The sequence below is a fragment of the Pseudomonas putida genome, assembly GCA_041071465.1.
GTDB classification, from domain to species: Bacteria; Pseudomonadota; Gammaproteobacteria; order Pseudomonadales; family Pseudomonadaceae; genus Aquipseudomonas; species Aquipseudomonas putida_P.
On the sequence record CP163498.1, the window covers coordinates 24,131 to 50,958 of the forward strand.

23 protein-coding genes, 1 tRNA gene and 4 pseudogenes are annotated in these 26,828 nt (G+C 62.6%); 13 read left to right on the forward strand and 15 right to left on the reverse strand.

What is annotated here, in order from left to right; translation table 11 throughout:
• The first annotated feature begins 29 nt into the window (after positions 1-29).
• The 5 genes from AB5975_00110 (at position 30) to lpdA (ending at position 6,838) form a co-directional block, all read left to right on the forward strand.
• The gene (locus AB5975_00110) at positions 30-581 is read left to right on the forward strand and encodes a hypothetical protein (GenBank protein ID XDR20428.1); all 552 of its coding nucleotides are present in this window, start codon (positions 30-32) and stop codon (positions 579-581) included.
• The gene (locus tag AB5975_00115; protein ID XDR20429.1) at positions 578-1,693 is read left to right on the forward strand and encodes an efflux RND transporter periplasmic adaptor subunit; all 1,116 of its coding nucleotides are present in this window, start codon (positions 578-580) and stop codon (positions 1,691-1,693) included. The genes AB5975_00110 and AB5975_00115 overlap by 4 nt, the downstream gene beginning before the upstream one ends.
• A gap of 13 nt (positions 1,694-1,706) precedes the next feature.
• Positions 1,707-4,853, forward strand: coding sequence for an efflux RND transporter permease subunit (locus tag AB5975_00120; GenBank protein ID XDR20430.1), 3,147 nt, complete (start codon positions 1,707-1,709; stop codon positions 4,851-4,853).
• Between the two features lie 53 nt (positions 4,854-4,906).
• Complete coding sequence (locus tag AB5975_00125) at positions 4,907-5,305, forward strand: hypothetical protein (GenBank protein ID XDR20431.1); 399 nt, start codon at positions 4,907-4,909, stop codon at positions 5,303-5,305.
• A gap of 105 nt (positions 5,306-5,410) precedes the next feature.
• On the forward strand, positions 5,411-6,838 hold the full coding sequence (lpdA, locus tag AB5975_00130; protein ID XDR20432.1) for a dihydrolipoyl dehydrogenase: 1,428 nt from the start codon (positions 5,411-5,413) through the stop codon (positions 6,836-6,838).
• Positions 6,839-6,947: 109 nt separating this feature from the next.
• On the opposite strand, the gene AB5975_00135 is transcribed toward lpdA, so the two are convergent.
• Positions 6,948-7,304, reverse strand: coding sequence for an ArsR/SmtB family transcription factor (locus AB5975_00135; GenBank protein XDR20433.1), 357 nt, complete (start codon positions 7,302-7,304; stop codon positions 6,948-6,950).
• Positions 7,305-7,539: 235 nt separating this feature from the next.
• Between AB5975_00135 and AB5975_00140 the strand changes: the two are divergent.
• From AB5975_00140 to AB5975_00155, 4 genes and pseudogenes are all read left to right on the forward strand, one after another.
• Positions 7,540-10,034: pseudogene (locus AB5975_00140) on the forward strand (heavy metal translocating P-type ATPase).
• A gap of 15 nt (positions 10,035-10,049) precedes the next feature.
• Positions 10,050-10,529, forward strand: coding sequence for a Cu(I)-responsive transcriptional regulator (cueR, locus tag AB5975_00145; protein XDR20434.1), 480 nt, complete (start codon positions 10,050-10,052; stop codon positions 10,527-10,529).
• 15 nt (positions 10,530-10,544) lie between these two features.
• Entirely contained in the window at positions 10,545-10,883 is a 339-nt protein-coding gene (gene fdx / locus AB5975_00150; protein XDR20435.1) for an ISC system 2Fe-2S type ferredoxin, read from the forward strand.
• 223 nt (positions 10,884-11,106) lie between these two features.
• Positions 11,107-11,843 (forward strand): annotated as a pseudogene (locus AB5975_00155) (MauE/DoxX family redox-associated membrane protein).
• Between the two features lie 74 nt (positions 11,844-11,917).
• On the opposite strand, the gene AB5975_00160 reads toward AB5975_00155, so the two are convergent.
• Both AB5975_00160 and AB5975_00165 read right to left on the reverse strand, forming a co-directional pair.
• Positions 11,918-12,112, reverse strand: a complete 195-nt coding sequence (locus AB5975_00160; protein XDR20436.1) for a heavy-metal-associated domain-containing protein — start codon at positions 12,110-12,112, stop codon at positions 11,918-11,920.
• Between the two features lie 100 nt (positions 12,113-12,212).
• Complete coding sequence (locus AB5975_00165) at positions 12,213-12,431, reverse strand: Lrp/AsnC ligand binding domain-containing protein (protein ID XDR20437.1); 219 nt, start codon at positions 12,429-12,431, stop codon at positions 12,213-12,215.
• Positions 12,432-12,456: 25 nt separating this feature from the next.
• Here AB5975_00165 and AB5975_00170 point away from each other — a divergent pair.
• Together AB5975_00170 and AB5975_00175 are read left to right on the forward strand one after the other, a co-directional pair.
• Positions 12,457-13,026: pseudogene (locus AB5975_00170) on the forward strand (4-hydroxyphenylpyruvate dioxygenase family protein).
• 320 nt (positions 13,027-13,346) lie between these two features.
• Positions 13,347-14,240, forward strand: a complete 894-nt coding sequence (locus AB5975_00175; protein XDR20438.1) for a LysR family transcriptional regulator — start codon at positions 13,347-13,349, stop codon at positions 14,238-14,240.
• 26 nt (positions 14,241-14,266) lie between these two features.
• On the opposite strand, the gene AB5975_00180 is transcribed toward AB5975_00175, so the two are convergent.
• The gene (locus AB5975_00180; protein ID XDR23056.1) at positions 14,267-14,560 is read right to left on the reverse strand and encodes a helix-turn-helix domain-containing protein; all 294 of its coding nucleotides are present in this window, start codon (positions 14,558-14,560) and stop codon (positions 14,267-14,269) included.
• Positions 14,561-14,664: 104 nt separating this feature from the next.
• Between AB5975_00180 and AB5975_00185 the strand changes: the two genes are divergently transcribed.
• Positions 14,665-15,306, forward strand: coding sequence for a substrate-binding domain-containing protein (locus AB5975_00185; protein ID XDR20439.1), 642 nt, complete (start codon positions 14,665-14,667; stop codon positions 15,304-15,306).
• Positions 15,307-15,372: 66 nt separating this feature from the next.
• Here AB5975_00185 and AB5975_00190 read toward each other — a convergent pair whose 3' ends face one another.
• From AB5975_00190 to AB5975_00225, 8 genes and pseudogenes are all read right to left on the reverse strand, one after another.
• Positions 15,373-17,316, reverse strand: a complete 1,944-nt coding sequence (locus tag AB5975_00190; protein ID XDR20440.1) for a tyrosine-type recombinase/integrase — start codon at positions 17,314-17,316, stop codon at positions 15,373-15,375.
• A gap of 225 nt (positions 17,317-17,541) precedes the next feature.
• Positions 17,542-17,617: transfer RNA gene (locus AB5975_00195), tRNA-Gly, on the reverse strand.
• 63 nt (positions 17,618-17,680) lie between these two features.
• Positions 17,681-18,241 (reverse strand): CDP-diacylglycerol--glycerol-3-phosphate 3-phosphatidyltransferase, encoded by a 561-nt coding sequence (gene pgsA, locus AB5975_00200; GenBank protein ID XDR20441.1) that lies wholly within the window; start codon positions 18,239-18,241, stop codon positions 17,681-17,683.
• A gap of 33 nt (positions 18,242-18,274) precedes the next feature.
• A pseudogene (gene uvrC / locus AB5975_00205) lies at positions 18,275-20,097 on the reverse strand (excinuclease ABC subunit UvrC).
• A gap of 5 nt (positions 20,098-20,102) precedes the next feature.
• Complete coding sequence (gene uvrY / locus AB5975_00210; GenBank protein ID XDR20442.1) at positions 20,103-20,741, reverse strand: UvrY/SirA/GacA family response regulator transcription factor; 639 nt, start codon at positions 20,739-20,741, stop codon at positions 20,103-20,105.
• A gap of 62 nt (positions 20,742-20,803) precedes the next feature.
• On the reverse strand, positions 20,804-21,193 hold the full coding sequence (locus tag AB5975_00215) for a helix-turn-helix domain-containing protein (GenBank protein ID XDR20443.1): 390 nt from the start codon (positions 21,191-21,193) through the stop codon (positions 20,804-20,806).
• Positions 21,194-21,311: 118 nt separating this feature from the next.
• The gene (locus tag AB5975_00220) at positions 21,312-21,743 is read right to left on the reverse strand and encodes a GNAT family N-acetyltransferase (protein XDR20444.1); all 432 of its coding nucleotides are present in this window, start codon (positions 21,741-21,743) and stop codon (positions 21,312-21,314) included.
• Positions 21,744-21,753: 10 nt separating this feature from the next.
• On the reverse strand, positions 21,754-22,140 hold the full coding sequence (locus AB5975_00225; protein ID XDR20445.1) for a DUF488 domain-containing protein: 387 nt from the start codon (positions 22,138-22,140) through the stop codon (positions 21,754-21,756).
• A gap of 127 nt (positions 22,141-22,267) precedes the next feature.
• Between AB5975_00225 and AB5975_00230 the strand changes: the two genes are divergently transcribed.
• Complete coding sequence (locus AB5975_00230) at positions 22,268-23,884, forward strand: inorganic phosphate transporter (GenBank protein XDR20446.1); 1,617 nt, start codon at positions 22,268-22,270, stop codon at positions 23,882-23,884.
• A 12-nt stretch (positions 23,885-23,896) separates the two neighbouring features.
• Here AB5975_00230 and AB5975_00235 read toward each other — a convergent pair whose 3' ends face one another.
• The 3 genes from AB5975_00235 to AB5975_00245 form a co-directional block, all read right to left on the reverse strand.
• Positions 23,897-24,592 (reverse strand): glutathione S-transferase N-terminal domain-containing protein, encoded by a 696-nt coding sequence (locus tag AB5975_00235; GenBank protein ID XDR20447.1) that lies wholly within the window; start codon positions 24,590-24,592, stop codon positions 23,897-23,899.
• 87 nt (positions 24,593-24,679) lie between these two features.
• Positions 24,680-25,177, reverse strand: a complete 498-nt coding sequence (locus tag AB5975_00240) for a PaaI family thioesterase (protein ID XDR20448.1) — start codon at positions 25,175-25,177, stop codon at positions 24,680-24,682.
• A 57-nt stretch (positions 25,178-25,234) separates the two neighbouring features.
• A complete protein-coding gene (locus AB5975_00245; protein XDR20449.1) occupies positions 25,235-26,617 on the reverse strand; it encodes an amino acid permease in 1,383 nt (460 codons plus the stop codon).
• Positions 26,618-26,828: the final 211 nt, after the last annotated feature.

Here is a 26,828-nt window from a genome sequence, read left to right on the forward strand (position 1 = left end):
GCGCGCTCAACCATCCTGGAACCTTAGAAATGTCGCAATCCTCTTTCTGGCGTGCAGCTGCCTTGTCCAGCCTCCTGCTTGGCAGTAGCGCAACGTGGGCCGGCGACGGCCATGACCATGGCGAAGCCGCTCCTGCCCCCGCAGCGGCCGCGCTTCCGCGCTTTGCCGCAGTTTCCGATGACTTCGAACTGGTGGGTGTGCTGAACGGCCAGCGTCTCACACTCTACCTCGACCATGCTGCCGACAACCGGCCGGTGACCGATGGCGAGCTGACCCTCGAGCTGGGTGGTCAACAGGTAAAGGTCAGCTCACACGGGGTTGGAGAGTTCGAGGCCGATCTGACTGAGCCGCTATCCGATGGCGAGACCTCAATCATGGCCACTATTACTGCGCAGGGCCAATCGGACCTGTTGACGGGCGTTCTCGATGTTCATAGCGAAGACGCCGAACACGAGCATGCCGTCGCATCCGGCCGTGTGGTCGTACTAGGTGGCGGTGCCGCAGTCCTCGGCGTCGGTGTCCTAGCGTGGGCGCTGCGCAGACGTACACGCACCAACGGTGCACTGCGAGGTGCAGCATGAAGCGCAACTTCCGTTTCCTAATGACGACGGCCATGGCGGCTGCATTGGCTCTGGCTGCTCCCGCGTTCGCTCACGACGGCCATGACCACGGCGACGAAGCGCCGGCTGCGTCTTCCAATGGCCCCCAGCGCCAGCCTGATGGCAGCGTGTTTCTTCCGAAACCGTCGCAACGTCAGATCGGTGTACGCACCCAGCTGATCAAGCAGGAGCCCTTGGCCCGCAGCCATGAACTGGCTGGCAAAGTAATCATGGACCCGACGACAGGCGGCAAGGTCCAGGCAATGGTAATGGGCCGGCTGGTGCCCGGGCCGGATGGTCTGCCGCAGATCGGCCAATCCGTGCGCAAGGGCCAGGTGCTGGCTTACATCGAACCGGCCAGCGGTGTGCTGGAGCGCTCAGGCCAGATGGCCCAGGTTGCCGAGCTGCGTGCGGGCCAAGCGCTCGCGCAGAAGCGCTTGGCCCGGCTGCGCGAGCTGTCGGAGACCGTGCCCCGCAAGGAGATCGAAGCAGCCGAAAGCGAAGTGAACAGCCTGACCGAACGCGCCCGCGCCTTGAGCGGGGGCCTCGCCGGCAGGGACGTACTGAAGGCCCCAGTCAGCGGCGTCATCGCATCCAGCCCCGCAGTTGCCGGGCAGGTCGTGGATGCGCGCGAACTGGTGTTTGAGGTGGTCGATCCGACCCAACTGCGCATCGAGGCGCTTGCCTACGATCCGGCAATGGCACAGAACCTGGCCGGTGCTGCACTCGCAGTAGGCGGTCAGAAGGTGCCGCTGAGCTTCGTCGGTGCCGCCAGCAGCCTGCGCGAGCAGGCCCTGCCCATGCTGTTCAAGGGCACCAGCGAAAGCCTCTCGCGCTTGGCGGTCGGTATGCCGGTGGTGGTCTTCGTGCAAGAGGCGACGACGGTACCTGGCTACCGCGTGCCTTCCGGTGCGCTGATGAAGAACCCTGCCAACCAGAACATCGTCTGGGTCAAAGACCAGGCCGAGCGCTTCGAGCCGCGTGTCGTGAACATCACTCCTTTGGATGGTGCATCCATCGCTGTCACTTCGGGCCTGGCGGACGGCGACCGCGTGGTTGTCGAGGGCGCGTCCCTGATCAATCAAGTTCGTTGAGGGGCACCATTCCATGTTCAAGTGGCTTCTCGAAAATAGCTTACGAAACCGGCTCCTGGTCATCATCGGGGCGCTGGTGCTGATGGCGTATGGCGCGTTCACCCTGACGCGCACGCCGGTAGATGTCTTTCCCGATCTCAACAAGCCGACCGTCACTCTCATGACGGAGGCTGGCGGCATGGCTGCCGAAGAAGTCGAGCAACTCATCACGTTCCCGCTCGAAACGGCCATGAACGGCCTGCCCAGCGTCGAAAGCGTGCGCTCGGTCTCCAGCGCCGGGCTTTCCTTCATCTACGTGACATTTGACTGGAAGACCGACATCTTCCGGGCGCGCCAGATGGTCTCCGAACGCCTGACGTCCATGGAGGAAGGGCTAGCCCCGGGCGTGACGCCCACTATGGGGCCAATCAGCTCAGTGATGGGCGAGATCATGCAGATTGCAATCCCCATCGGTGCCAAGCCCTCAGGGCAGAAGAACGCAGCCCCGCCGCTGTCGGCCATGGACACTCGCGAGTACGCGGACTGGGTGCTACGCCCCCGGCTGATGGCCATACCTGGTGTTGCCCAAGTCATCCCGATCGGAGGCGAGGTCCGTCAGTTCCAGGTCCAGCCCAACACCACGCGAATGTCAGAGCTGGGCGTGACTGCGTCCGATCTGGATGCGGCTCTCAAGGGCTTCTCCGCGAACACTTCCGGCGGCTTCCTGGAGATCAATGGCCGCGAGTACCTGATCCGCAACCTGGGCCGCACGTCCCGACTCGACGACCTGCGTAACCTGCCTCTCGCGGTGCGTGCGGGCCAACCCATCCTGCTCCACCAGGTCGCCGATGTTCAGTTTGCGCCAGCCATCAAGCGCGGCGATGCGGGCTTCGAGGGCCTGCCAGCCGTGATCCTGGGCATCCAAAAGCAGCCCACGGCCGATACGATTGCACTGACCCGCTCGATCGAGTCAGCGTTGGCGGACATGAAGGGCTCACTGCCGGCTGGCATGGCCGAGCCACAGGTGACCTTCCGACAAGCCAACTTCATCGAGGCGTCCATCAGCACGCTGCAAGGCAAGCTCATCGGCGCATCGGTCTTCGTGGCGGTGATCCTGTTCTTCTTCCTGGGCACTTTGCGCCCCCTGGTGATCGCGTTGACCGCGATTCCTGCCTCGATCTTCGTGACCGGGCTGGTGTTCCACTATTTCGGCCTATCAATCAACACCATGACGCTCGGTGGGCTGGCGATCGCCATCGGCGGTCTCGTGGACGATGCTGTGGTCGATGTGGAGAACATCATGCGGCGGCTCAAGGAGGACCGCACCCGCCACCCTGAGAACCGGCTGACGCCCCTGGTCATCGTTGCCAGGGCCTCGATGGAGGTTCGCTCGGCGATTCTCTACGCCACGATGATCATTGTGCTGGTGTTCCTGCCCCTGTTCGCGCTGCCGGGGATGGAGGGGCGCTTGTTCGTGCCGCTGGGCATCGCCTTCATCGTCTCCACGCTGGCCTCGCTGCTGGTCTCTGTGACGGTCACTCCGGTGCTTTCGTACTACCTGCTGCCCAAGATGAGGACGCTGGACCATGGCGACACTCGGCTTCTAGCCTGGTTGAAGACGCGCTATCAGGGCGGCCTGCAGCGGGTCTTGCAGCGGCCGCGTGCCGCCCTTGGCATGGCCGCTGTGGCTGTCACACTGGCTGTCGCCGCGGTGCCATTCTTCCCGACCACGTTCCTGCCCCCGTTCAATGAAGGAACGTTGCTGGTGGGCCTGCGCCTGAATCCCGGTGTGACGCTGGCCGAATCTTCGGCGCTTGCCCAGCAAGCCGAGCTGCTGGTCGCGCAGGTGCCAGAGGTGCAGCACGTGGGCCGGCGCAGCGGACGGGCCGAGCTGGACGAGCATGCCGAAGGCGTGCATGTCAGCGAGCTGGACGTGGGCCTGCTGCCCGCCTCGGAGCTAAAGCGCTCCATGGAGGAGATCACCGCCGACATCCGTTCGCGTCTGGCTCACTTGCCCGGCTCCATCGGCATTGGCCAGCCGATCTCGCACCGCATCGACCACATGTTGTCGGGGGTGCGCTCGCAGATCGCCATCAAGGTGTTCGGCGAGGACCTGGACGTCCTGCGCGGGCAGGCGGATCTGCTGCGCGCCAAGCTGGCCGGAATTCCGGGGCTTGCTGACCTGGAGATCGAAAAGCAGGTCCTAGCGCCGCAGATCAAAATCCGCGTGGATTATGCGGCGGCGGGACGCTACGGCGTGGCCGCACCGCAAATTCTGTCCACGCTGCAAAGCCTGGTCGAAGGCGAAAAGATCACCGAGGTCATCGAGGGCAACCGCCGCTTCGCGCTGGTGGTTCGCCTGCCCGAGCAGGCGCGGTCGATTGAGGGCTTGAGCCGCATCCTCATCGACACGCCCATGGGTCGGGTCCCGTTGTCGCGCCTTGCCACCATCGAAGACAGCGACGGCCCCAACCAGGTCAGCCGCGACGATGGCCGTCGACGCATAGTTTTGTCGGCCAACGCTCAGGGACGGCCGCTGTCCGAAGTAGTGGCCGACATACGCAGCGTCGTCCAAGAAGTGCGCTTGCCCGAAGGCTACTTCATCACGCTGGGCGGCCAGTTCCAGGCACAAGAGGAAGCCTCGCGACTGGTGGGCCTGCTGTCCATCGTCTCCCTGACGCTCATGTTCGTGGTGTTGTACACGCGCTACAAGTCGGTCGTCCTATCAGCGCTCATCATGGTGAACATTCCATTGGCCCTGGTCGGCGCCGTGTTGGGGCTGTGGCTGTCTGGCCAGCCGTTGTCCGTGGCCGCCCTGGTCGGCTTCATCACGCTCGCGGGTATTTCTGTGCGCAACGGCATCCTGAAGGTGAGCCACTACCTCAACCTCATGCGCATGGAGGGCGAGGACTTCGACCAGAAGATGATCGTGCGTGGCTCGCTCGAACGGCTTTCCCCGGTTCTGATGACCGCGCTGGTCACGGCCTTCGCGCTGGCCCCGCTGCTGTTCGAGGCGTCCCGACCCGGTACTGAGATCCTGCACCCCGTCGCGGTGGTGATCTTCTCGGGGCTGGTCAGCTCCACGCTGCTAGACACCTTCCTTACACCCGCCATGTTCTGGCTGTTCGGCCGCAAGCCTGCCGAACGCCTGCTGGACGACCGCGACGCGGAGGCATTCTGATGCAACGCCTTCTGTCACCCGATTTCAACCACCGTAACCCTATAGGAGCTTTCATGTCTGTTCGATTTCGTTCCCTCACGGCCGGCACCGCCCTCGCCCTGGCATCCGTCACCGCCTTCGCCGCAGGCGACCATGACCACGCGCATGACCACAAGCCGCTGCATGGTGGCGTCGTGACCGAAGTCCGGGACGTGGACTACGAGTTGGTCGTTCAGCCCGCAGCAGCGCAACTCTACCTGCGCGACCACGGCAAGCAGGTCAATGTAAGCAACACCAAAGCCAAGCTCACACTGTTGACCGGCTCACAAAAGCAGGAGGTGCAACTCACGCCTGCCGCGGACGGAAGCCGCCTCGAAGGCAGCGGGACCTTCGCCGCAGCCAAGGGCACGAAGGCCGTCGTCCAAGTCGAACGTGGGGGCAATACCGCGAGCGCCCGGTTCGTTCTGCCGTAGTGTTCAACGTGATCGTCAGGGAACGAGCTGTAATCTGGCGACCACCTGACAAAAGGCGCGACATAGGCGCTCACTATTTCCTCAAAAACTTTGGAGATGTAAATCATGGAAATGCATTTCGACGTCATTGTTATCGGTGCCGGCCCAGGCGGATACATCGCGGCCATTCGCGCTGCCCAATTAGGCATGAAGGTCGCTTGTGTAGATGCCTGGAAGAACAAGGACGGAAAGCCAGCACCTGGCGGCACCTGCAACAACATCGGTTGTATCCCTTCGAAAGCGCTACTGCAGTCGTCAGAGAACTTTGAACAAGCCAAGCACCACTTTGGCACGCACGGCATCTCCACGGGTGATCTGCGCATGGATGTGACCACGATGTTGGAACGTAAGAATCAGGTCGTGAAGTCCAGCAACGAAGGCATCCTTTATCTGTTCCGCAAAAACAAGGTCCAGTTTTTCAACGGCCTGGCGTCTTTCACCAGGACTGTCGATGGTGGCTTCGAGGTGAGCGTCGCCGCCGATGAGGCTGTTACCTTGGTGGGCAAGCAGATCATCGTTGCCACAGGCTCCAACGTGCGGCCACTCCCCAACCTACCGTTCGATGAGCGGGTCGTGCTCTCCAACGACGGCGCGCTGGACATCGCGGCCGTGCCCGATCGGTTGGCCGTCATCGGTGCCGGCGTGATCGGCCTGGAGCTGGGCTCCGTTTGGCGCCGCCTGGGGGCGGATGTCACGATCCTCGAAGGCTTGCCCAGCTTCCTGCCAATCGTCGACCAAGCCATCGCCAAGGAGGCGAAGAAGGCGTTCGACAAGCAAGGCCTGAAGATCGAACTAGGTGCGAAGGTTCGCGAAGTCAATGCAACCGAGGCTGGCGTGACTATTCACTACACCGACAGCCAGGGCCAGACGCAGTCCTTGCAGGCAGACAAAGTGATCGTGGCTATCGGCCGTGTGCCCAACACCGAAGGCCTGAATCCGGCCGCCGTGGGACTCCAACTGGATGAGCGCGGCGCCGTGCTGGTGGACGATGAATGCCGCACCAGTGTGCCCGGCATCTGGGCCATCGGTGACGTGGTGCGTGGCCCGATGTTGGCGCACAAGGCGGAAGAGGAAGGTGTCGCAGTGGCCGAGCGCATTGCCGGCCAGCACGGTCACGTCGATTTCAATACGATCCCCAACGTCATCTACACCAGCCCAGAGATTGCCTGGGTAGGCCGCACCGAGCAGCAGCTCAAAGAGCAGGGCACCGCCTATCGAATCGGTTCCTTCCCGTTCATGGCCAATGGCCGCGCGCGTGCGCTGGGCGACACGCCGGGCCTCGTCAAGGTGATCGCCGATCCTGCCACTGATGAGATACTCGGCGTGCATGTGGTCGGCCCGCAGGCCAGTGAACTGGTGGCCGAGGCCGTGATCGCCATGGCGTTCAAGGCCAGCAGCGAAGACATCGCCCGCATCTGCTTTGCCCATCCGACCCTCTCCGAGACGTTCAAAGAGGCCTCGCTGGCCGTGGACAAGCGCGCGCTCAACTTCTGATTGATCGGAAGCGGCATCCAAACCACCTCACCGAACGCAGCTGCGGGCGGTGGGGCGCATATCGCCATGGAACGTAGGCCACGCCGCAACGGCATGCTATGCCCAACAGTTACTCGTCGTTGTGGTCTTCCGCGATGTGGGTGGCCATATCCAGCAGCACCTGGTTCACGTGCTTGTCCGCCACCTCATAGAAGATCTGTTTGGCTTGGCGCACGCCCTTGACCAGGCGAGCACCGCGCAGCAGCCGCAGGTGGTGGCTCACCAGCGACTGCGAGAGTTCGAGGGTTTCAGCGATGTCCCCGACCGAGGAAGAGCCTTTCATGCAGCACAGCATGATTCTCAGCCGGGACGGGTCACCCAGGAGGCGGAATGTCTCAGCCAAGATGGTCACGTCATTCTGTGACAGCGATTCCAAATCGGCGCTGGGACCCTTCGGTGGGGTACTGAATGGCTTACTTGTATTCATTTTTAAAATATTTCCTAACCTCGAATGGCTGTTTTCGCCCTTCAGAATTAACAAGGCAGCGGCCGCTTAGGCGCGCGCAGCAAAGAACCAGTGCGAGCCTGGCAGGCAAGGCCTCCGTTCCCCGTGCACCGGGTCATTTCTGAAACCTGACAGCATCCGAAAAAGCGCTTGACCTTCCCACGATGGTAAACCCTAAGCTCCCTCCATGTCGAATTTCAACTATGGGAAGCACACCATGAGCATGGCAACAACGAGTAGTGCTGGCGCCCAAGCAGCGGCAATCAGCCTGCCCATCGAGGGCATGACCTGCGCAAGCTGTGTCGGCCGAGTCGAGGCCGCCCTTGCCAAGGTCGAGGGCGTGGCAAGCGTGTCTGTCAATCTCGCCACCGAGCGAGCGGACATTCGCCTGAACCGTCCTGTCGATCGCATGGCGCTGATCCAGGCGATCGAGAAGGTAGGGTACGACGTGCCTCAGGGCACCATCGAGCTGGCGATCGGAGGCATGACCTGCGCTTCGTGCGTGGGCCGCGTCGAGAAGGCGCTCAAGGCGGTGCCGGGCGTCACTGAGGCTGTGGTCAATCTGGCGACCGAGCGCGCTACCGTGCGTGGCGTAGCATCCGTGCAGGATCTGATTGCTGCTGTCGATAAGGTCGGCTACGAGGCCAGCCCGGTCGATACAGGCATGCAGGCCGACGAGGAAGCTGCCGAGAAAAAGGACGCCGAGCGCGCCGAACTCAAGCGCGACCTGACCCTGGCCGCCGTGCTGGCGCTGCCTGTGTTCGTGCTCGAAATGGGCTCGCACATGATTCCCGGCATGCACGAGTGGGTGGCTTCCACCATTGGCATCCAGCAGAGCTGGTATCTGCAGTTCGTGCTGACCCTGCTGGTGCTCGCCATTCCGGGCTGGCGCTTCTATGAGAAGGGCTTCCCGGCGCTGTTCCGCCTGGGTCCCGACATGAACTCGCTGGTCGCGGTCGGCACGGCCGCGGCCTTCGGTTATTCGATGGTCGCCACGTTCGCGCCCAGTCTGCTGCCGGCCGGCACGGTGAACGTGTACTACGAGGCGGCAGCCGTCATCGTGGCGCTGATCCTGCTGGGCCGCTTTCTTGAGGCACGGGCCAAGGGCCGCACCTCCGAGGCCATCAAGCGCCTGATCGGCCTGCAGGCCAAGGAGGCGCACGTGCTGCGCGACGGCCGCATCGTGGACATCCCGATCAACGACGTGGCGCAGGGCGACATCGTGGAAGTGCGCCCGGCGAGCGCGTGCCGGTCGATGGTGAAGTGACCGAGGGCCGCAGCTTCGTGGACGAGTCGATGATCACCGGCGAGCCGATTCCCGTCGAAAAGGCGGAAGGCAGCACCGTGGTCGGCGGCACCGTCAACCAGAAGGGTGCGCTGACGCTGCGTGCCACCGCCGTGGGCGGTCAGACCATGCTGGCGCAGATCATCCGCATGGTCGAGCAGGCGCAAGGTTCCAAGCTGCCGATCCAGGCCGTGGTGGACAAGGTGACGCTGTGGTTCGTGCCCGCCGTCATGCTGGCCGCGGTGCTGACCTTCCTGGTCTGGCTGGTGTTCGGCCCGTCGCCCGCGCTGTCCTTCGCGCTGGTCAATGCCGTGGCGGTGCTGATCATTGCCTGCCCTTGCGCCATGGGTTTGGCGACGCCGACCTCCATCATGGTCGGCACGGGCCGGGGCGCCGAGATGGGCGTGCTGTTCCGCAAGGGTGAAGCCCTGCAACTGCTCAAGGACGCCAAGGTGGTGGCCGTGGACAAGACCGGCACGCTGACCGAGGGCCGCCCGGTCCTGACCGACCTGGAGATTGCCGACGGCTTTGACCGCAACCAGGTGCTGGCGAAGGTCGCCGCTGTCGAATCGCGCTCGGAGCATCCGATCGCACGCGCCATCGTCGAGTCGGCCGTGGAAGGTGGCATCGCGCTGCCGACGATGACAGACTTCGATTCGGTCACGGGCATGGGCGTGCGCGCCACCGTGGACGGCGCGCGTGTCGAGGTCGGTGCCGATCGCTTCATGCGTGAGCTGGGGTTGGACGTGGGCAGCTTCGCTCGCACGGCCGAGCGCCTGGGCAACGAGGGCAAGTCACCGCTGTACGCCGCGATCGACGGCCGGCTGGCCGCCATCATCGCGGTGGCCGATCCGATCAAGTCCAGCACGCCCGCGGCCATTGCCGCGTTGCACCAGCTCGGCCTGAAGGTGGCGATGATCACCGGCGACAACGCGCGTACCGCGCAGGCCATCGCCAAGCAACTGGGCATCGACGAGGTGGTGGCCGAAGTGCTGCCCGAGGGCAAGGTCGAAGCCGTGCGCCGGCTGAAAGCCAGCCACGGCCAGATCGCCTACGTGGGCGACGGCATCAACGACGCCCCGGCGCTGGCCGAGGCCGACGTGGGCCTGGCCATCGGCACCGGCACCGACGTGGCGGTGGAGTCGGCCGACGTAGTGCTGATGTCGGGCAACCTGCAGGGCGTGCCCAACGCCATCGCGCTGTCCAAGGCGACCATCGGCAACATCCGCCAGAACCTGTTCTGGGCGTTTGGCTACAACACGGCCCTGATCCCGGTGGCCGCTGGCGTCCTGTACCCCGCATACGGTGTGCTGTTGTCGCCGATCTTCGCGGCTGGCGCGATGGCGCTGTCCAGCGTGTTCGTGCTCGGCAACGCGCTGCGCCTGCGCCGCTTCCAGCCGCCGCTGGCGGCGGATACCGCTCATTGAGAAAGGAGGAACACCATGAACATCGGTGAAGCATCCAAGGCCTCGAAGGTCTCGGCCAAAATGATCCGCTACTACGAGCAAATCGGTCTGATCCCTCCGGCTGACCGCACCGATTCGGGCTACCGCGCCTATACCCAGGACGACGTTCACCGGTTGCATTTCATCCGGCGTTCGCGCGACCTCGGCTTCTCGGTGGCCGAGATCACGGACTTGCTGGGACTGTGGAATGACAAGTCGCGCCAGAGTGCTGATGTAAAGCGTCTGGCCCAGCAACACATCGACGAGTTGGACCGGCGCATCGAGAGCATGCTGGAGATGGCCGCGACGCTCAAGGCGCTGATCCGGTGTTGCGCCGGCGACGAACGGCCCGACTGCCCGATCCTGCACACGCTGGAGCAGCCCGATATCAGTGACAACAAGCCCGAAGCGCGCACTGGCGCAGTGCCGCGCCGCGCGCGAGCCAACGCAGCAGGAAAAAAGCCGTGTGCGCACTGAGCAGCCAGGAGAGATATGCCCAAAATCACCGTCTTGCCCCATCCTGAACTGGCGCCTGAGGGAGCCGAACTGAACGTGCCAGCAGGCACTTCGATCTGCGAGGCCCTGCTGGACAACGGCATCGAGATCGAGCATGCCTGCGACATGAGCTGTGCCTGCACGACCTGTCACTGCATCGTGCGCAAGGGGTTCGATTCTCTAAACGAAGTCGAGGAATGCGAGGACGATCTGCTCGACCGGGCCTGGGGACTGGAGGCGCAGTCGCGGCTGAGCTGCCAGGCCATCGTTGCGACCGAAGACCTGACCGTCGAGATCCCCAAGTACACGATCAACCATGCCAAGGAGAACCACTAGGAGCCTGCGTGCTGCCTCAGGCGCACCGGCCTGCGGCAGGGTTGCTCTGGCAGATGGAGGACTGACGGCATTGCCGCCAGATAACCAACCCGTGGGCCAGACCAACCCGCGAGCCAGGTGTCTACACTCCCTTTGCACGGTCGTCGGTTAGGCTGGAAAGGTCATCAACGTCCTTAAATCCGTGACGGCCGGCCCATGGAAAGTCCCACAGGAGAAGTCCTGCATGTCTGCGCCCAAGCTAGCCACGCTCTACCGAATGGTCATGCCCGGCCATACCTGCCCCTACGGGCTGAAGTCGCTCGATCTGCTCAACCGCAAGGGCTACGAGGTCGAGGACAAACACTTGGCAAGCCGCGAGCAGACGGATGCGTTCAAGAAGGAGCATGGCATCGAGACCACGCCCCAGGTCTTCATAAACGGGCGGCGCGTGGGCGGCTACGACGACCTACGCAAATTCTTCGGCATGTCCGTGAAGGACAAGAACGCCGTGACCTAGACCCCTGTGATCGCGCTGTTCGCCACGGCGGCCGCAATGGCGCTGGCGGCGAGCTGGGCGGCCTTCGGCCAAGTCTAGAGCATTCAGGCGGCAGAGTGGTTCGTGGCCTTTGCCATGTGCCTCCTGGCGCTGCAGAAGCTCAAGGACGTGGACGGCTTCGCGACGACCTGCTGGCCAAGCGCTGGGTTCGGTATGCCTATTTCTACCCGTTCGCGGAGGCCATCGCAGGCGTCCAGATGGTCGCGGGCGTGGGGATGTGGGTGTCGATTCCGTTGGCGCTGTTCATCGGGACCGTCGGGGCCGTGTCGGTTTTCAAGGCGGTCTATGTCGATCGCCGGGAACTCAAGTGCGCCTGCGTGGGCGGGGACAGCAACGTGCCGCTGGGCTTCGTGTCCCTGACCGAGAACCTGATGATGGTGGCGATGGCCCTGTGGCCAAGGTCGGCCTACCTTGGGATGCACTGAGCGCCGCGCCAGGTACGGCGCAGCGCACGTGCTCGCATCGGCCGTCCTGTGTGCATGCCGGCCACGATGCGGTGTTACTGCGCGCGCGGCGGGAAGCCAGCTTCGCTCAGGGCCGCGGCGATCTGCTCTTGCGAGGCCGAGGTCTGGACCTCGACACGGCGGGTCGGCGGGTCCGTGACGATCTTGGCGTTGGGGTCGATCATTTGGATCGTTTTCGTCACAGTGCGGGCGCAGCCGCCGCAGGTCATGTCTTCGAGATGGAATTGCATGGAAAACTCCTTTCGGGTTGGGGTGTTTGAAGTGTGCTCCTTGCCACCGTTGGAAGGTCAATCGCTATTTGCATCCCCGCCACACCAACCGGCCGAATGCTCATAGGGGCAAGGCCGTGGTGCTCTTTACGCGATCCAGCACGAAGCTGGTCTTGCAGTCCTGCACGCTGGGGTGCTTGAGCAGCGTGTCGAGCACGAAGCGGGAGTAGTGAGCCATGTCCATGACGACCACCCGCAGCAGATAGTCCATGTCGCCGGTCAGCGCATGGCACTCCACAACCTCTGGCCAGTTCTGGACAGACGCGCGGAACACGTCCATGGGATTGCGCTTGTGCGAGTCGGAGTACTGGGCCGACTTCTACACGAAGTTCTTCAACTTCCAAGAGATCCGCTACTTCGACATCAACGGCGAGTACACCGGCCTAGCCTCCAAGGCGATGAGCGCGCCGGACGGCCTGATCCGCATCCCGCTGAACGAGGAAGCACGCCAGGGCGGCGGCCAGATTGAGGAATTCTTGATGCAGTTCAGCGGCGAGGGCATCCAGCACATCGCCCTGCTGTGCGACAACCTACTCGATGCGCTCGACCGCGTGCAGATGGCCGGTATCCCGCTGCTGACCGCCCCCAACGACATCTATTACGCAAACTTGGAAAAGCGCCTGCCCGGCCATGGCCAGCCCGTACCCGAGTTGCAGGCGCGCGGCATTCTGCTCGACGGCACGACCGAAGGCGGCCAGCCCCGCCTGCTGCTGCAGATATTCTCCGAGCCGCTGCTTGGCCCGGTGTTCTTCGAGTTCATCGAGCGCAAGGGCAACTACCGCGAGGGCTTCGGCGAAGGAAACTTCGGTGCCTTGTTCGAGTCGATGGAACGCGACCAGATCAACCGTGGCTCGTTGGAAATCAACCCGGCCTGATTTGGGCCTTTCCATGAAGGCAGAGCGCCTTCAGTCCTACATCTCGCGAGCCCCTCTGTGGGCTCGCGCTACTTTGGCGTCAGTACTGCCTTAGCCGCTCAAGCATTGAGCGGGTTGGCTTCGGCGTCACGTTCCGAAACAGTTGCTACCGCCCTTGACTTGAGTTAATACATGAACATATGTATTCTTATTCAGATACACCGATGGCCTTTTTCCTCGCCCTGAAGAGGGACCCAGCACTACGTCGCCCCCTCTAAGCGCACTTCGGCAGCAATGCGCCGTGGCCAACCCAATGACCAGGATTGCTGAAGGACGTGCCCATGGAACTTCGTCATTTGCGCTGCTTCGTGGCTCTCGCCGAAGAGCTGCATTTCACCCGTGCTGCGGAGCGCTTGCACATCGAGCAGCCGCCGCTGTCCCGCACGATCAAGGAATTGGAAGACGAACTGGGGGTGCTGCTCTTTGACCGCGATCGGCGGGGAACGCGGTTGACGCCAGCGGGCACCACCTTCCTTCAGGACATTCGCAGGCTGTTCACCAACCTGGAGCAGGCACGAGAAAACGTCAGGGCGATCGCCGCAGGCCTAAGAGGCAGCGTGCGCATCGCCATCTCCGATGGCGCCATCGACCCGCGGCTGTCTGCACTTCTTGCCCTGTGCCGCCAGGAGGAGCCGGAGATCGAAATACGGCTCTCCGAGGTCACCCTGGCGGAACAGTTGCGGGGACTGCGATCCGGCGACTTCGCGATCGGTTTCGCACACACCGCGGACGTCGGCGACGGACTGGTGACGGAGCCCATCTGGCAGGACCCGCTGGTGGTGACCGTGCCGATCCGGCACCCGTTGCTGGCCCACAAGGAAGTGTCGCTACGTGAACTCGTGAGTTACCCGCTGGTGATGTGCGATCCGCAGCTTTGCGAGGGCTACTGCCGCGAATTGACCCGGCTGCTACATCCCCTGGAGCGCGAGTCCACCATCGTTGAGCATGTCTCGTCGCTGGACATGATGCTCACATTGGTCGGAGCTGGTTACGGCATCGGCTTCGCAACGGCGACCCGAATCGCGGCGTGTCAACGTCCCGACGTGGTGATCCGGCCGTTGGCGCTCGATTCGGCCGTCATCATCACCTACCTGCTTCGGCCCGAAGGCGGTAGCGGACTATCCGCACCCGTAGAGCGCTTCATCGAGCGTTTGCGTTCGCCAAAGAGCGATTAGCTACGACGCCTGCGCCACATCCGGCGTCACGCATCGCCCTGAAGGTAGAGGTTGCGCTCCGTGGCCGTCATCAGTTCGGCCGAGCTGATCTTGAGAGCCAGGGAAATTTTTAGAATGAGAGCGAGTGTCGGCATGTGCTCGCCGCGCTCAATCTTGCCCATGTGCGAGCGCGCGATCCCCGCCAAGCCCGCGAACTCATCCTGAGCAATCCCCTGAGCCAGGCGAGCGGCTCGCACCGCTTGCCCGAACGCCAACGCCGGTGCGGACTCATAGGTGGTTACTCCGGCGGGCCGTCCAGGCCGAATAGTGCGCTTCTGCATTCGCAGAAGCGTCATGGAATCACTGATCTTTAACCACGTTAAAGATATCTCTTGAGTATGATGTCGGCTGCTCTTTTCGATCCCGTTGCCTCTTGGGGGCATCCATGCACAACGCCATCAGACCGTCCCCGAATTTCACACTCGCCATAGCGCCAGGTGTGCCGTCTTCACGGCTGTCGGCGCTGCTTGCACTGCAGCGAGCGCACGAGCCGGGTGTCGCGATCGCCGTGCGTGAAGTTTCGGATCAAGAGCTGGTAACGGGCCTGCATGAGGGCCGCTACGACGCGGGGCTATCTCTTAGCAGTGCGGGGGATCACCTGACGAGTAGCCGGAGGCTGTGGTGCGAAAGCATGGCCGTCGCGATACCACCGCGGTTCCGTTTGGTTGATCAGGCGAAGCTCACCATCTCCGATCTTCAGGACTATCCAATCTATCGCTGGCAGGCGGAGGCTTGTCCCTTGCTGGACGAGAGGTTGGCCTCCCTGATGCCAGTGGACCAAGAGAACATCCTGCCTGCAACTTCATTCGAGATGATGGCGCTGTGGGTTTCAGCCGGCTACGGCATCGGCGTATGCGCGCAATCGCGCATCGAGCGTGCCCATCAATGGGGGGTAAGCATGCGACCGCTCGCCGATGGCCCCTATGAGATCGTGACGTACCTCCAACGGCCCCACGCGCAAGCAGATTCTGCTGCCAAGCGTTTCGAGCGCAGGGCGCTGCAGATCGCCGAGGCAGGCGCCCTGTAGCAGGCACTCCTATAGGCCGGAGCCGTCTCATCCCGGCCATAGGTTGCAGCATGGGACTAGACCGGACTAGACCCCTTCAAGCACCGCTGCGCTGTCCACCAGTCGGCGGACGCTCTGCCGCACGTCCTCGGGGATGGGCCGCGGGGCAACGGCCTCGGGCACATCCGCATGGTGCTGGTAGTCGCCCATGAGAACCCGGATGATTGCGGGCACGTTCGTTGGCGTGACCGCATCAATGGCCGCACGATCACCCAGGTCGGGGTGAGGCTGGGTCAGCATGCGGTACAGGTCCCACGAATCGGCGTGCGGGCATTGGTTCATGAGCACTTGGGCCAGCTTGTGCTTGAGCGGCACCAGTTGCCAGTCGGGAACCCGCTGCCCCCGGTTGCCCAGGCTGATCGACAGCAGCTTGCCCGCCTTCAGCTCGCGGTTGATCTGGTCCTTGGACTTCCCGGCCAGCTTGCCGAACAGCGGGACCGGCAGATTGTTCGGCGACTCGTAGATGGCCAGCATTTCCTCGCGCTCGCGCTGGATCGCGGAGACTTCCGGCTCCGGGGCATGCACCGGAGGCGGCGGCACCTGCGACAGCCGCTGGAACATGATTCCGCCGCTGTTGGGGGTCACGACGATAGGCGTGGCCACCACGGGCGGCACGCCGGGGACAACAGGCTCAGCAGTCGTGGAGACCGCGCCCACCACTTCCTCCACTTCCGCCATTGCCGGCACCCCGTCGATACGGATGGTCAGATGCGCGCTCGCGGCTTCGACTTCACCCTGTTCGAGCAGGTCAAGACGGTCTGCCCAGTCCTGCATCATGCGACGCCGAGGCTCCACGTACTTGGCGTGGTTGTAGGCCGAACTCACCTTGTTGGGGTCGGAGTGCGAAAGCTGAGCGTCCACCCAAATCTTCGGGTATCCGATCTCGTTGAGCGCGGTCGAGATGGTGCCGCGGATGCCGTGGCCGGTCAGGCGCCCCTCGTAGCCCATGAGCTGCACGGCCTTGTTGAGGGTGTTCTCGCTGATGCGCTTCTTGAGTTCGCTGCGATGCGACAGCAGGTACTTCTGCGCTGGACGCATCACGCCCAGGAGATAGCGCACGATCTCGATGGCCTGCAGGGACAGGGGCACGATGTAGGGCGGCACGTCCTGCGGCCGCTTGCCGGCCTTGCGCATTTCGTCCTGGAGTTGCTTGACGACCTGCGGCGGGATGATCCACAAGCCGCGGTCGAGGTCGAATTGCTCAGGCTCGGCCAGGCGCAACTCGCCCGTGCGCACCCCCGTCAGGAACAGCAGCCGGACGCCAAGCTGGGTCTGCCAGCCCCGGGGGTTGTAGCGCCGGAGCTTCTGAAGGAACTCGGGCAGCTCGGGCAGGTGCAGATAGGGGTTGTGGGCCACCGGGGGCTTGGGCTCGGCCACCACGTCCAGGTCCGCGGCCGGATTGACTTCCAGCCCTTCGGCGATGACCAGGGCATAGCGGAACATCTGGTTGAACCAGGTGCGGACCTTCTCGGCGGTGGTGAACGCCTTGCGTTTCTCGATCGCCGCCACGACGCCCACGAGCTGGGGCCGTCGAATGTCGTAGATCGACATCTTCCCCAGGGTAGGCAGCACGTCCTTGTTGAAGATGCGCAGGATCTGCGAAAGCGTGCTCTGACGGCCTTCCTTGAGTTCCTTGCGGCGATGCTCGACCCAAGCATCGAAGACGTTCTTGAAGGTGTATTCGCCCGCCAGCTTGGCCGCGTGCCGGCGCTGGTCGCGTTCGATTTGGGGATCAATGCCCTTGGCGAGCAGAACCTGAGCCTTGTCCCGCTCGGCGCGGGCCTCGCGCAGACTGAGGGCGGGATAGCCACCCAGGGACATGCGCTTTTGCTTGCCCAGCCAGTAGTATCGGAAGATCCACGACTTGCCGCCTGCGGCAGAGACCATCAGGCCCAGGCAGTCGTTATCGGAGAGGGTGTAGCGCTTGCCGGTGGTTCTTGCCTGCCGGACTGTCAGATCAGAGAGTGCCATTTCGAGGCTCCTAAGTTATGACTTAGGCCTAATGCTCGTCATGGTTCCCGCTCAGCCCCAGCAACTATCCGGTAGCCGTCCCAACCGTATTCTTGTGCCTCAATTGGTCACTCAAAAACGGTAGCTGTGGGTGGATTTCCGTGGCGCTCGCTGGAATGAAAAAGGGGCCAAAGCCCCTCTTTTCAACGACTTACAGACGTCAGTAGAAGTCTGTAGATCACTATCTGGAGCGGGAAACGAGACTCGAACTCGCGACCCCGACCTTGGCAAGGTCGTGCTCTACCAACTGAGCTATTCCCGCGTCGTGATGGGAGCCATTCTAGCGATTTCTAAAACAGCGTCAACCCCTTGATTCAAAAAAGTTTTATTTTTGTTCCGAGCCTTCGCGCAGGTGCGGCCAGGCAGCCAGCAGGTAATGCACCATAGACCACAGCGTCAGCCCCGCCGCCACCAGCAGCAGGCCGTAGCCCAGGATCACCCAGAAGGTCACTGCCGGCGGGTTGGCCAACAGAATCACCAGGGCGAGCATCTGCGCCGCCGTCTTCCACTTGCCAAGGTTGGACACCGCCACATGTGCCCGTGCGCCCAGCTCGGCCATCCACTCGCGCAGTGCCGACACCACGATTTCGCGACCGATGATCACTGCCGCAGGCAGGGTCAGCCAGAAGTTGGCGTGGGTTTGCACCAGCAGCACCAAGGCCACCGCCACCATCAGCTTGTCGGCCACAGGGTCCAGGAAGGCACCGAACGGCGTGCTCTGCTGCAGGCGACGCGCCAGGTAGCCGTCCAGCCAGTCGGTGGCGGCGGCGACGGCGAACACACTGCTGGCGGCCATGTAGCTCCAGTGATAAGGCACATAGAACAGCAGAATGAAGATCGGGATGAGCAGGACGCGTAGAACGGTGAGCAGGTTTGGAATATTCATCGGTACGACTGGCTGCAAGTTGAGCCCGGCATTCTACTCGCTATGCAGGCTGGCATAAATTGATTCGGCAAGCTTTTTACTGATGCCGGGCGCTTTGGCTATTTCATCGATACTGGCGCGGTTGAGCTCTTGCAGGCCGCCGAAATGTTTCAGCAGGTCGCGGCGACGCTTCGGCCCTACCCCGGCTACATCTTCAAGGCTGGACACCCGACGGGCCTTGCCACGGCGGGCGCGGTGGCCGGTGATGGCAAAACGGTGGGCTTCGTCGCGGATCTGCTGGATCAGGTGCAACGCCGAGGAATCGCCTTTGAGGGTGAATTCGTAGTGCACGTCGTTCAGGTACAGGGTTTCGAAACCCGCCTTGCGCGTTACGCCCTTGGCCACACCGAGCAGGGTCAGGTCGGTAAAGCCCAGCTCCTGCATCACGTCGCGGGCCATGTTCAGCTGGCCTTTGCCGCCGTCCACCAGCAGCACGTCAGGCAGTTTGCCCTCGCCATCCTTGATACGCCCGTAGCGACGGGTCAGGGCCTGGTGCATGGCGGCGTAGTCGTCACCCGCCGTGACGCCTTCGATATTGAAGCGCCGGTAATCGGATTTCAGCGGGCCTTCGGGGCCGAACACCACGCAACTGGCCACGGTGGCTTCGCCACTGGAGTGGCTGATGTCGTAGCATTCCAGGCGTTGCGGCACTTCGTCCAGGCCCAGCACTTCGGCCAGGGCTTCGAAACGTGCGGCCATGTGCTGACGGTTGGCCAGGCGGGCATTCAGCGCCTGCTCGGCATTGGTCACTGCCAGCTGCTGCCAGCGGGCGCGGGTGCCACGCACCCGGTGGCTGATGGTCAGCTCGCGGCCACGCAGTGTGTGCAGTGCTTCGGCAATGGCGTCGAAGTCTTCGTGAACAACGTTGACGATCAACTCGCCTGGCAGTTCGCGCTCTGCGTTGCCCAGGTAGTACTGGGAAAGGAAGGCGGCCATGACCTCGGCCACTTCCTCTTCGATGCCCACCTGCGGAAGAAGTTCTTGCTACCCAGCACTCGTCCGCCACGCACGCTGATCAAGTGCACACAGGCACCACCTGGGTTGACGAAGGCCGCGATCACGTCGACATCGCCGTTGCCGCCTTCGATGTACTGCTGGTCCTGCACGCGGCGCAGCAGCGCGATCTGGTCACGAAGTTCGGCGGCTTTTTCGAAATTGAGGGCCATGGCGGCCTTTTCCATTTCGGCATTCAATTCGTTGCCCAGTTGCTGGCTACGGCCCTCCAGGAACATCACCGAATGGCGCACGTCCTCGGCGTATTCCTCAGCGCTCACCAGGTCGGTACAAGGCCCTTTGCAGCGCTTTATCTGGTACTGCAGGCATGGCCGGGTGCGGTTGGCGTAGTAGCTGTCTTCGCACTGGCGCACGGAAAAGGCCTTTTGCAGCAGGCTGAGGCTTTCGCGGATCGCCCCGGCGCTGGGGTAAGGGCCGAAGTAGCGGCCCTTGGCTTTTTTCGCCCCACGGTGAATGCCCAATCGTGGGAACTCACCGTCGGACAGGAACACGTAGGGGTAGGATTTATCGTCGCGCAGCAGAATGTTGTAGGGCGGCCGCCATTCCTTGATCAGGTTCTGCTCCAGCAGCAACGCCTCGGTTTCGTTGGCGGTGATGGTGGTTTCGACCTGGGCGATACGCGCGACCAAGGCGGCAGTCTTGGGCGCCAGGCCGGTCTTGCGAAAATAGCTGGCCAGACGCTTTTTCAGGTTCTTGGCCTTGCCCACGTAAAGCAGCCGGGCCTCGCCGTCGAACATCCGGTAAACGCCTGGGCGACCACTGCAGGTCGCCAGGAATGCGCTGGCATCAAAATCTTGGGACATGGGGGTTACAGGCTTGCGTCAACCATACCGTGGCGAACGGCCAGCAAGGTCAGTTCGACGTCGCTGGTGACCGAGAGTTTTTCAAAGATCCGATAACGGTAAGTATTGACGGTCTTGGGCGAGAGGCACAATTTGTCAGAGATGATCTGCACCTTTTGGCAGCCGACGATCATCAGGGCAATCTGGATTTCCCGTTCGGACAATGTGTCGAACGGCGAGCCCTGTGGCTGGAACGGTTTCAGCGCCAGCTGCTGGGCAATCTGCGGGCTGATGTAACGCTGGCCGGCAAAAGCCAAGCGAATGGCCTGAACCATTTCATCGAGGCCTGCGCCCTTGGTCAGGTAGCCAGCAGCGCCGGCCTGCAGCAAACGTGTGGGGAACGGATCTTCCTCGCACACCGTCACCGCCACCACCTTGATGTCCGGGTGGCTGCGCAGCAGCTTGCGGGTGGCTTCCAGCCCGCCGATGCCTGGCATTTTCACGTCCATCAGCACCACGTCCGGCTTCAGCTCTCTGGCCAGCTTGAGTGCCGACTCGCCTGAATCCCCCTCACCCACCACCTGCAAGCCATCGATGTCGGCCAGCATGCGGGTAATACCGGTTCGTACCAGATCGTGATCATCGACCACTAAGACCCTAATCAAGCACACACCTCGTAAACAGGGCGATTGGATCCGCCACCTTAACAAAATTTTTCCCGGTGGGCCTAGCGCATTACTTCCTTCAGAAAAGCCTGACGTTCAACGGTAAGCGGCCTCACTGTTTGCCTAGGCTTGGCGTTGTCGGCCAACCGCCCCAACAGATGCCAGAGCGCCGCCTGATCGTCCAGCGATAATTGTCGAAAAGCCCCCAGCAAACCCGACTCGTCGGTGCTCAAGCCTTGCAGCGGTGCCGGGGTACGCAGGCCGCTGAGCACGTACAGCGCGTCCACACCCCTGGCCGCCAGTGCCGCCAGGTAGTCGACCCGCGGCGTGCGCTCACCGCTTTCGTACTTACCCTGGGCATTGGGCTCGACCCCGCCGATATCGCCAAATACGCGCTGGGTCATGCCCAGCCGTTCACGCTCTTCCCGCAGCCGTGGACCGATTCCATTCATAGGGCTTCTCCTCTTCCCTGATCGCCGTCATGCACGGCCTACCCACCTGCAGGCAGCCGTAAACGTGTGGATCCACTATGCCCCTGCTCTGCAGTCGCGACAAGCCATCATTTAGCTATTAGCCGATTACCCGCTGCATACGTACGAAGCAATCGTCCGCCCCCATTTCGACGAAGCCGTGGCACTGGTACAGCAAGCGGGCCGGGTTGCTGCGAAACACCATCAGCCGCAGTAGCGCAAGGCGCCGTTGCCTGGCCCACAGCGCCAGCTGTTCCAACACCCAGCCACCGACCCCACGCCCACGGTGCTCGGGCAACAGGTGCAACTCGCGGATGAACAGCGCCTGTCGGTCCTGGCTGAGGCTGCAAAAACCCAGCAGGGTGCTACCTTCGGTCACCAGCCACTGTTCACGCCAGCCCCAGGCTTCGTCGAAGGCCTCTTCGATCCACAGCAGGTCGTATTCGCGGTAGTACGGCAACATGGCCCGGCGAGTGAGGTCACGGGCGAAGGTGCAGTGGGTGTCGTCGGCGGGGGTTAACTGTAAGGGCATCGCTTATCGCTCATCGGGCATAACAGACTGGCGAACTACCAGGCCCACGCCGGTCCAGTTCGTCTTCCAGCCACTCGGCCAGCACTCGGGCATTGTTGTGCTCGGTGTCCTTGCCGGCAAAAAGCAATGTCAGCGTACCCTTGCCAGCCATGTCCAGTAGCGGATACCAGTGCTCGGGGTGGGCCGCCAGCTGTTGCTGGTAGCGCTGGGTAAAACCGGCAAAATCGATCTCACCCAGATGAAATGCCTTGCGCAACTCTGCCGAGGGTGCCACCTCGCGCAACCACTCCCCGTGCAGGTCTTCCTTGCGTTTGTTGCGCGGCCACAGGCGGTCGACCAGCACGCGCTGGCCATCTTCATCCGAGACCGCATCGTAGACACGCTTGCAGCGAATCATGGGTTGCTCCTGCCATTACCGTCCGTCTTGAGCCTAGATAATTCATTGATCGAGGTCACGGCCGACTCGCCAATTGTTTCTATGCTCAAGGCCTTTGGCAACTTCGCCCACGCCAACCGGAGCCCTCATGGCAACCCCGTCAGTGGCCAGCCAGCCGCAACTGGCCCAACGCGATTCCCGCCCGCAGCTCGCCCACAAGCCCGGGCGTGCCACCTTGGTGCTGTTCTTCGGCCTGTTGCTGGCAGGCATCGCCTACACCGCTTGGAGCCTCAAGCAGGATGTAACCGCCAGCGGCACGGTTATCACCACGGTCACACCCTTCCTGCTCCTGGGCCTGGCGCTGGTGATTGCCTTGGGCTTCGAGTTCGTCAACGGCTTCCACGACACCGCCAACGCGGTAGCCACGGTGATATACACCCATTCGTTGCCGGCACCGATAGCGGTGGTATGGTCCGGGCTGTGCAACTTCCTGGGGGTGCTGCTTTCCAGCGGCGCGGTGGCGTTCGGCATCATCGCCCTGCTGCCGGTAGAACTGATTTTGCAGGTTGGCTCGTCAGCCGGCTTCGCCATGGTCTTCGCCCTGCTACTGGCGGCGATCATCTGGAACCTTGGCACCTGGTGGTTGGGCCTGCCGGCGTCGTCCTCGCACACCCTGATCGGCTCGATCATCGGCGTGGGCGTGGCCAATGCACTGATACATGGGCGCGACGGCACCAGCGGGGTGGACTGGGCCCAGGCCAGCAAGGTGGGGTATGCCTTGCTGTTTTCGCCGCTGATCGGTTTTGCCTGCGCTGCCCTCCTGCTGTTGGCCCTGCGCGCGCTGGTCAAACGCAAAGAGCTGTACCAGGCGCCAGAAGGCCGAACCCCGCCGCCTTGGTGGATCCGCGGGGTGCTGATCCTGACCTGCACCGGGGTATCGTTCGCCCACGGCTCCAACGACGGCCAGAAAGGCATGGGCCTGATCATGCTGATTCTGGTGGGCACCCTGCCGATGGCTTACGCGCTGAACAAGACCATGCCCAATGAGCAGGCCCTGCAGTTTTCTGCCGTCGCCGAAGTAACCCGCCAGGCCTTGCTGCGCAGCGACCCGCATGCGGCCCCGGCCGACCCACGCCAGGTACTCACCCTGTTCATTGCCGAACCCAAGGCCAGCCCGCAACTGGTCCCGGCATTGGCCGCACTCACCGGGATGATCGGCGAACAGGTCAAAGGCTACGGTTCGCTCAAGCGCGTCCCCGCCGAAGCCATGGCCAACGTGCGCAACGACATGTACCTGACCAGTGAAGCCATCCGCCTCATGGAGAAAAACCGGCTGGTGGCATTCGATGCCGACACCCGCAACCATGTGCAGCTGTTCAAGACCCAGTTGGACGACGCCACTCGCTATATCCCGCTGTGGGTGAAGGTGGCCGTGGCCATCGCGCTGGGGCTGGGGACCATGGTGGGCTGGCGGCGCATTGTGGTCACGGTTGGCGAGAAGATCGGCAAGACCCACCTCAGCTATGCCCAAGGGGCTTCGGCCGAAGTGGTGGCGATGTGCACCATTGGCGCAGCGGACATGTTCGGGCTGCCGGTTTCGACCACCCATGTGCTGAGTTCGGGGGTAGCCGGGACCATGGTTGCCAATGGCTCGGGGCTTCAGAAGCGCACGCTGATCAATCTACTGATGGCCTGGGTGCTGACCCTGCCAGCGGCAATGCTGTTGGCAGGGAGCCTGTACTGGCTGCTGAACCAGATCTTCTAGTCAGCGGGGTGATCAGGCGGGGATTTTCAGGCCGCGCTGCACCGCCGGCCGCTCAAGAAACGCGGCCAGCACCCGCTGCACGTCGTTGAACTGATCAAAACCGACCAACTCCCGGGCGTTGTAACGTTCCACCAGGTTACGCACCCACGGGAAAATGGCGATGTCGGCGATGCTGTATTCGTCAACCATCCACTCCCGCCCTTTCAAGCGCCGATCCAGCACACCCAGCAGGCGCTTGGACTCGTTGACATAGCGGTCACGCGGGCGCTTGTCTTCATATTCCTTGCCAGCAAAGAAGTGAAAGAAACCGACCTGGCCAAACATCGGCCCGATGCCGCCCATCTGGAACATCAGCCACTGCAGGGTCTGGTAACGCTGGGCCGGGTCCTGGCTGAGCAACTGGCCGCTCTTCTCTGCCAGGTACTGCAGAATCGCCCCCGACTCGAACAGCGGCAGCGGCTGGCCGCCCGGCCCGTTGGGGTCGAGGATGGCGGGGATCTTGTTGTTGGCACTGAGTGAGATGAACTCGGCACTCAACTGGTCATCGTTGTCGAAGCTGACCTTGTGCGGCTCATAGGCCAGGCCGATTTCCTCGAGCATGATCGACACCTTGACGCCATTGGGCGTCGGCAGCGAGTACAGCTGCAGGCGTTCAGGGTGTTTGGCGGGCCACTTGCGGGTAATGGGGAAAGCACTGAGATCGGTCATGATCAACCTTGCCTGGGGGATGAACCTGTCACTCTAGAGACATCCCCGGCCGGTGACCATCACCGACCACTCATCAGCGCGGGCAACTCAGGCCTGGCCATGGGCCTTGAGCTTGAGTTTTTCGGTATCCACACGCACGAACACCGAGTCGGCGCTCACGGTCAGCACGTCGCCAGCCCAAACTTCGCAGATAACCCGGCTCTTGCGACCCACTTCGCCCTCCACACGCGCCTTGAGCAGCAACTCGACACCCATCGGCGTAGGTTTCAGGTAGGTCAGGTTAAGTGTGCCGGTAACGCAGTCTATACGTGGCAGGCTTCCGGGCTCGCGGCCTTCGTTGCGGTAGTGGTAGGCCATGGCTGTCCAGTTGGAGTGGCAGTCGACCAGCATCGCCAGCAGGCCACCGTAAACCAGGCCGGGCCAGCCAATGAAGGTGCTGTCGGGCGAGTGCCGGCACAACAGGTGAACGCCGTCGGCGTCCCAGTGACTTTGCAGGTGCAGGCCGCTTGGGTGGGAACAGCCGCAGCCGTAGCAGGTACCCTCCGGCGCCGCGAGGGCCTGAAGGGAAAGGGATTGGTCGTTCATACGCTTCCTGTGCTTATTGATATGGGGGCGCGCAACGCCCCCATTAAAGCAGAAACATCAGGCCGTCTGGGCAACCACATTGGCACGCCGCTGGGTCAGCGAAACCAGCAGGATGAACGCGGTCACCCCCGCAGTCATCAGCGTTTCATAGCGGTAGGCATCGCTGAACAGCATGTAGCCCAGCACCATGACGATGGTGCCGATCACCAGCCAGGTCAGCCACGGGAACAGCCACATCTTCAGCTCGAGCGGGCGCCCTTCACGTTCGGCACGGGCACGCATGCGCAGCTGCGATACGGCAATCACCAGGTACACCAGCAGGGCGATGGCCCCCGTGGTGGACAACAGGAAGCCGAACACCTTGCCAGGGAACACATAGTTGACCAGGCAGCCGGCAAAGCCTGCCAGGGTAGAGAAGATCACCGCCACTGTCGGCACGCCGGAACCGGAAATGCGCTTGGTCACGCTCAGCGCCTGACCACGAGCACCCAGCGAGTAGAGCATGCGCGACGCGGTGTACAGCCCCGAGTTCATGCAGCTGGTCACCGCCACCAGTACCACCAGATCGACCAGCAGCTTGGCGCCCGGCACGTTCAGCACTTCCAGCACGCGCTGGAACGAGCCGACTGCTTTGAGCGCTGGGTCGTTCCAGGCCACCAGGGACACCACCAGGAAGATCGACGCCAGGTAGAAGATGGCGATGCGATACACCACCAGGTTGGTGGCGCGGCGGATCTTGTCTTTCGGGTTGGCGGTTTCGTCAGCGGCGATGGTGACAATTTCGGCACCGAAGAACGAGAAGATGGTGATCAGTACGCCCCCCAACACCGTCCCGAAGCCATTGGGCATGAAACCACCGTTGTCCCACAGCCGGCTGACTCCAGAGACTTCAGCCAGCGGCCAGAAGCCGAACACCGCCAAGGTGCACACCCCGATGAAGCCGATGATCGCTACCACCTTGACCAGCGCGAACCAGTACTCGAAGGCACCGAAGTTCTTCACGCTGACCAGGTTGGTACCCGACAGCACCAGCATGATCAGGAAGGCGAACAGCCAGGACGGCACGCCAGGGAAGTAGGCGTGCAGGATGTCAGCGCCGGCAATGGCTTCCACCGGAATGATCAGTACCCAGAACCACCAGTACAACCAGCCGATGGTAAAGCCCGCCCAAGGGCCGATGGCCTCCGAGGCATAGGTGGAGAACGAGCCGCTGTTGGGGTTGGCGATGGCCATTTCGCCGAGCATGCGCATCACCAGCAGGACCAGCAAGCCGGTCATGGCGTAGGAAATGAGGATGGCCGGGCCGGCGGTGGCGATGGCGTTGGAAGAACCGATGAACAGGCCGGCGCCGATGATGCCGGCGATGGAGATCATGGACACCTGACGGGAGGTCAGGCCGTGTTGCAGGGAACGCTGTTTCTTGTTGTCTTGCGAAGCCATGAAGAACCCTCGAATGGGTCGGCCGCAGCAAAGCGGCTGAAGGTCGGAGCAGAATTCTTATAAATTTCTGATTGTCGTTGTTGTTGTTTTGCAGATGCCGGAAGCGGGTACTGACCTCCTCTTCGCATGACCGGTTGTAATCGTTGATCCAGGTCAGTATTAATCTATAGGCCGGGTCAACAAACGACCTTTTCGAACCACATGATTCCGT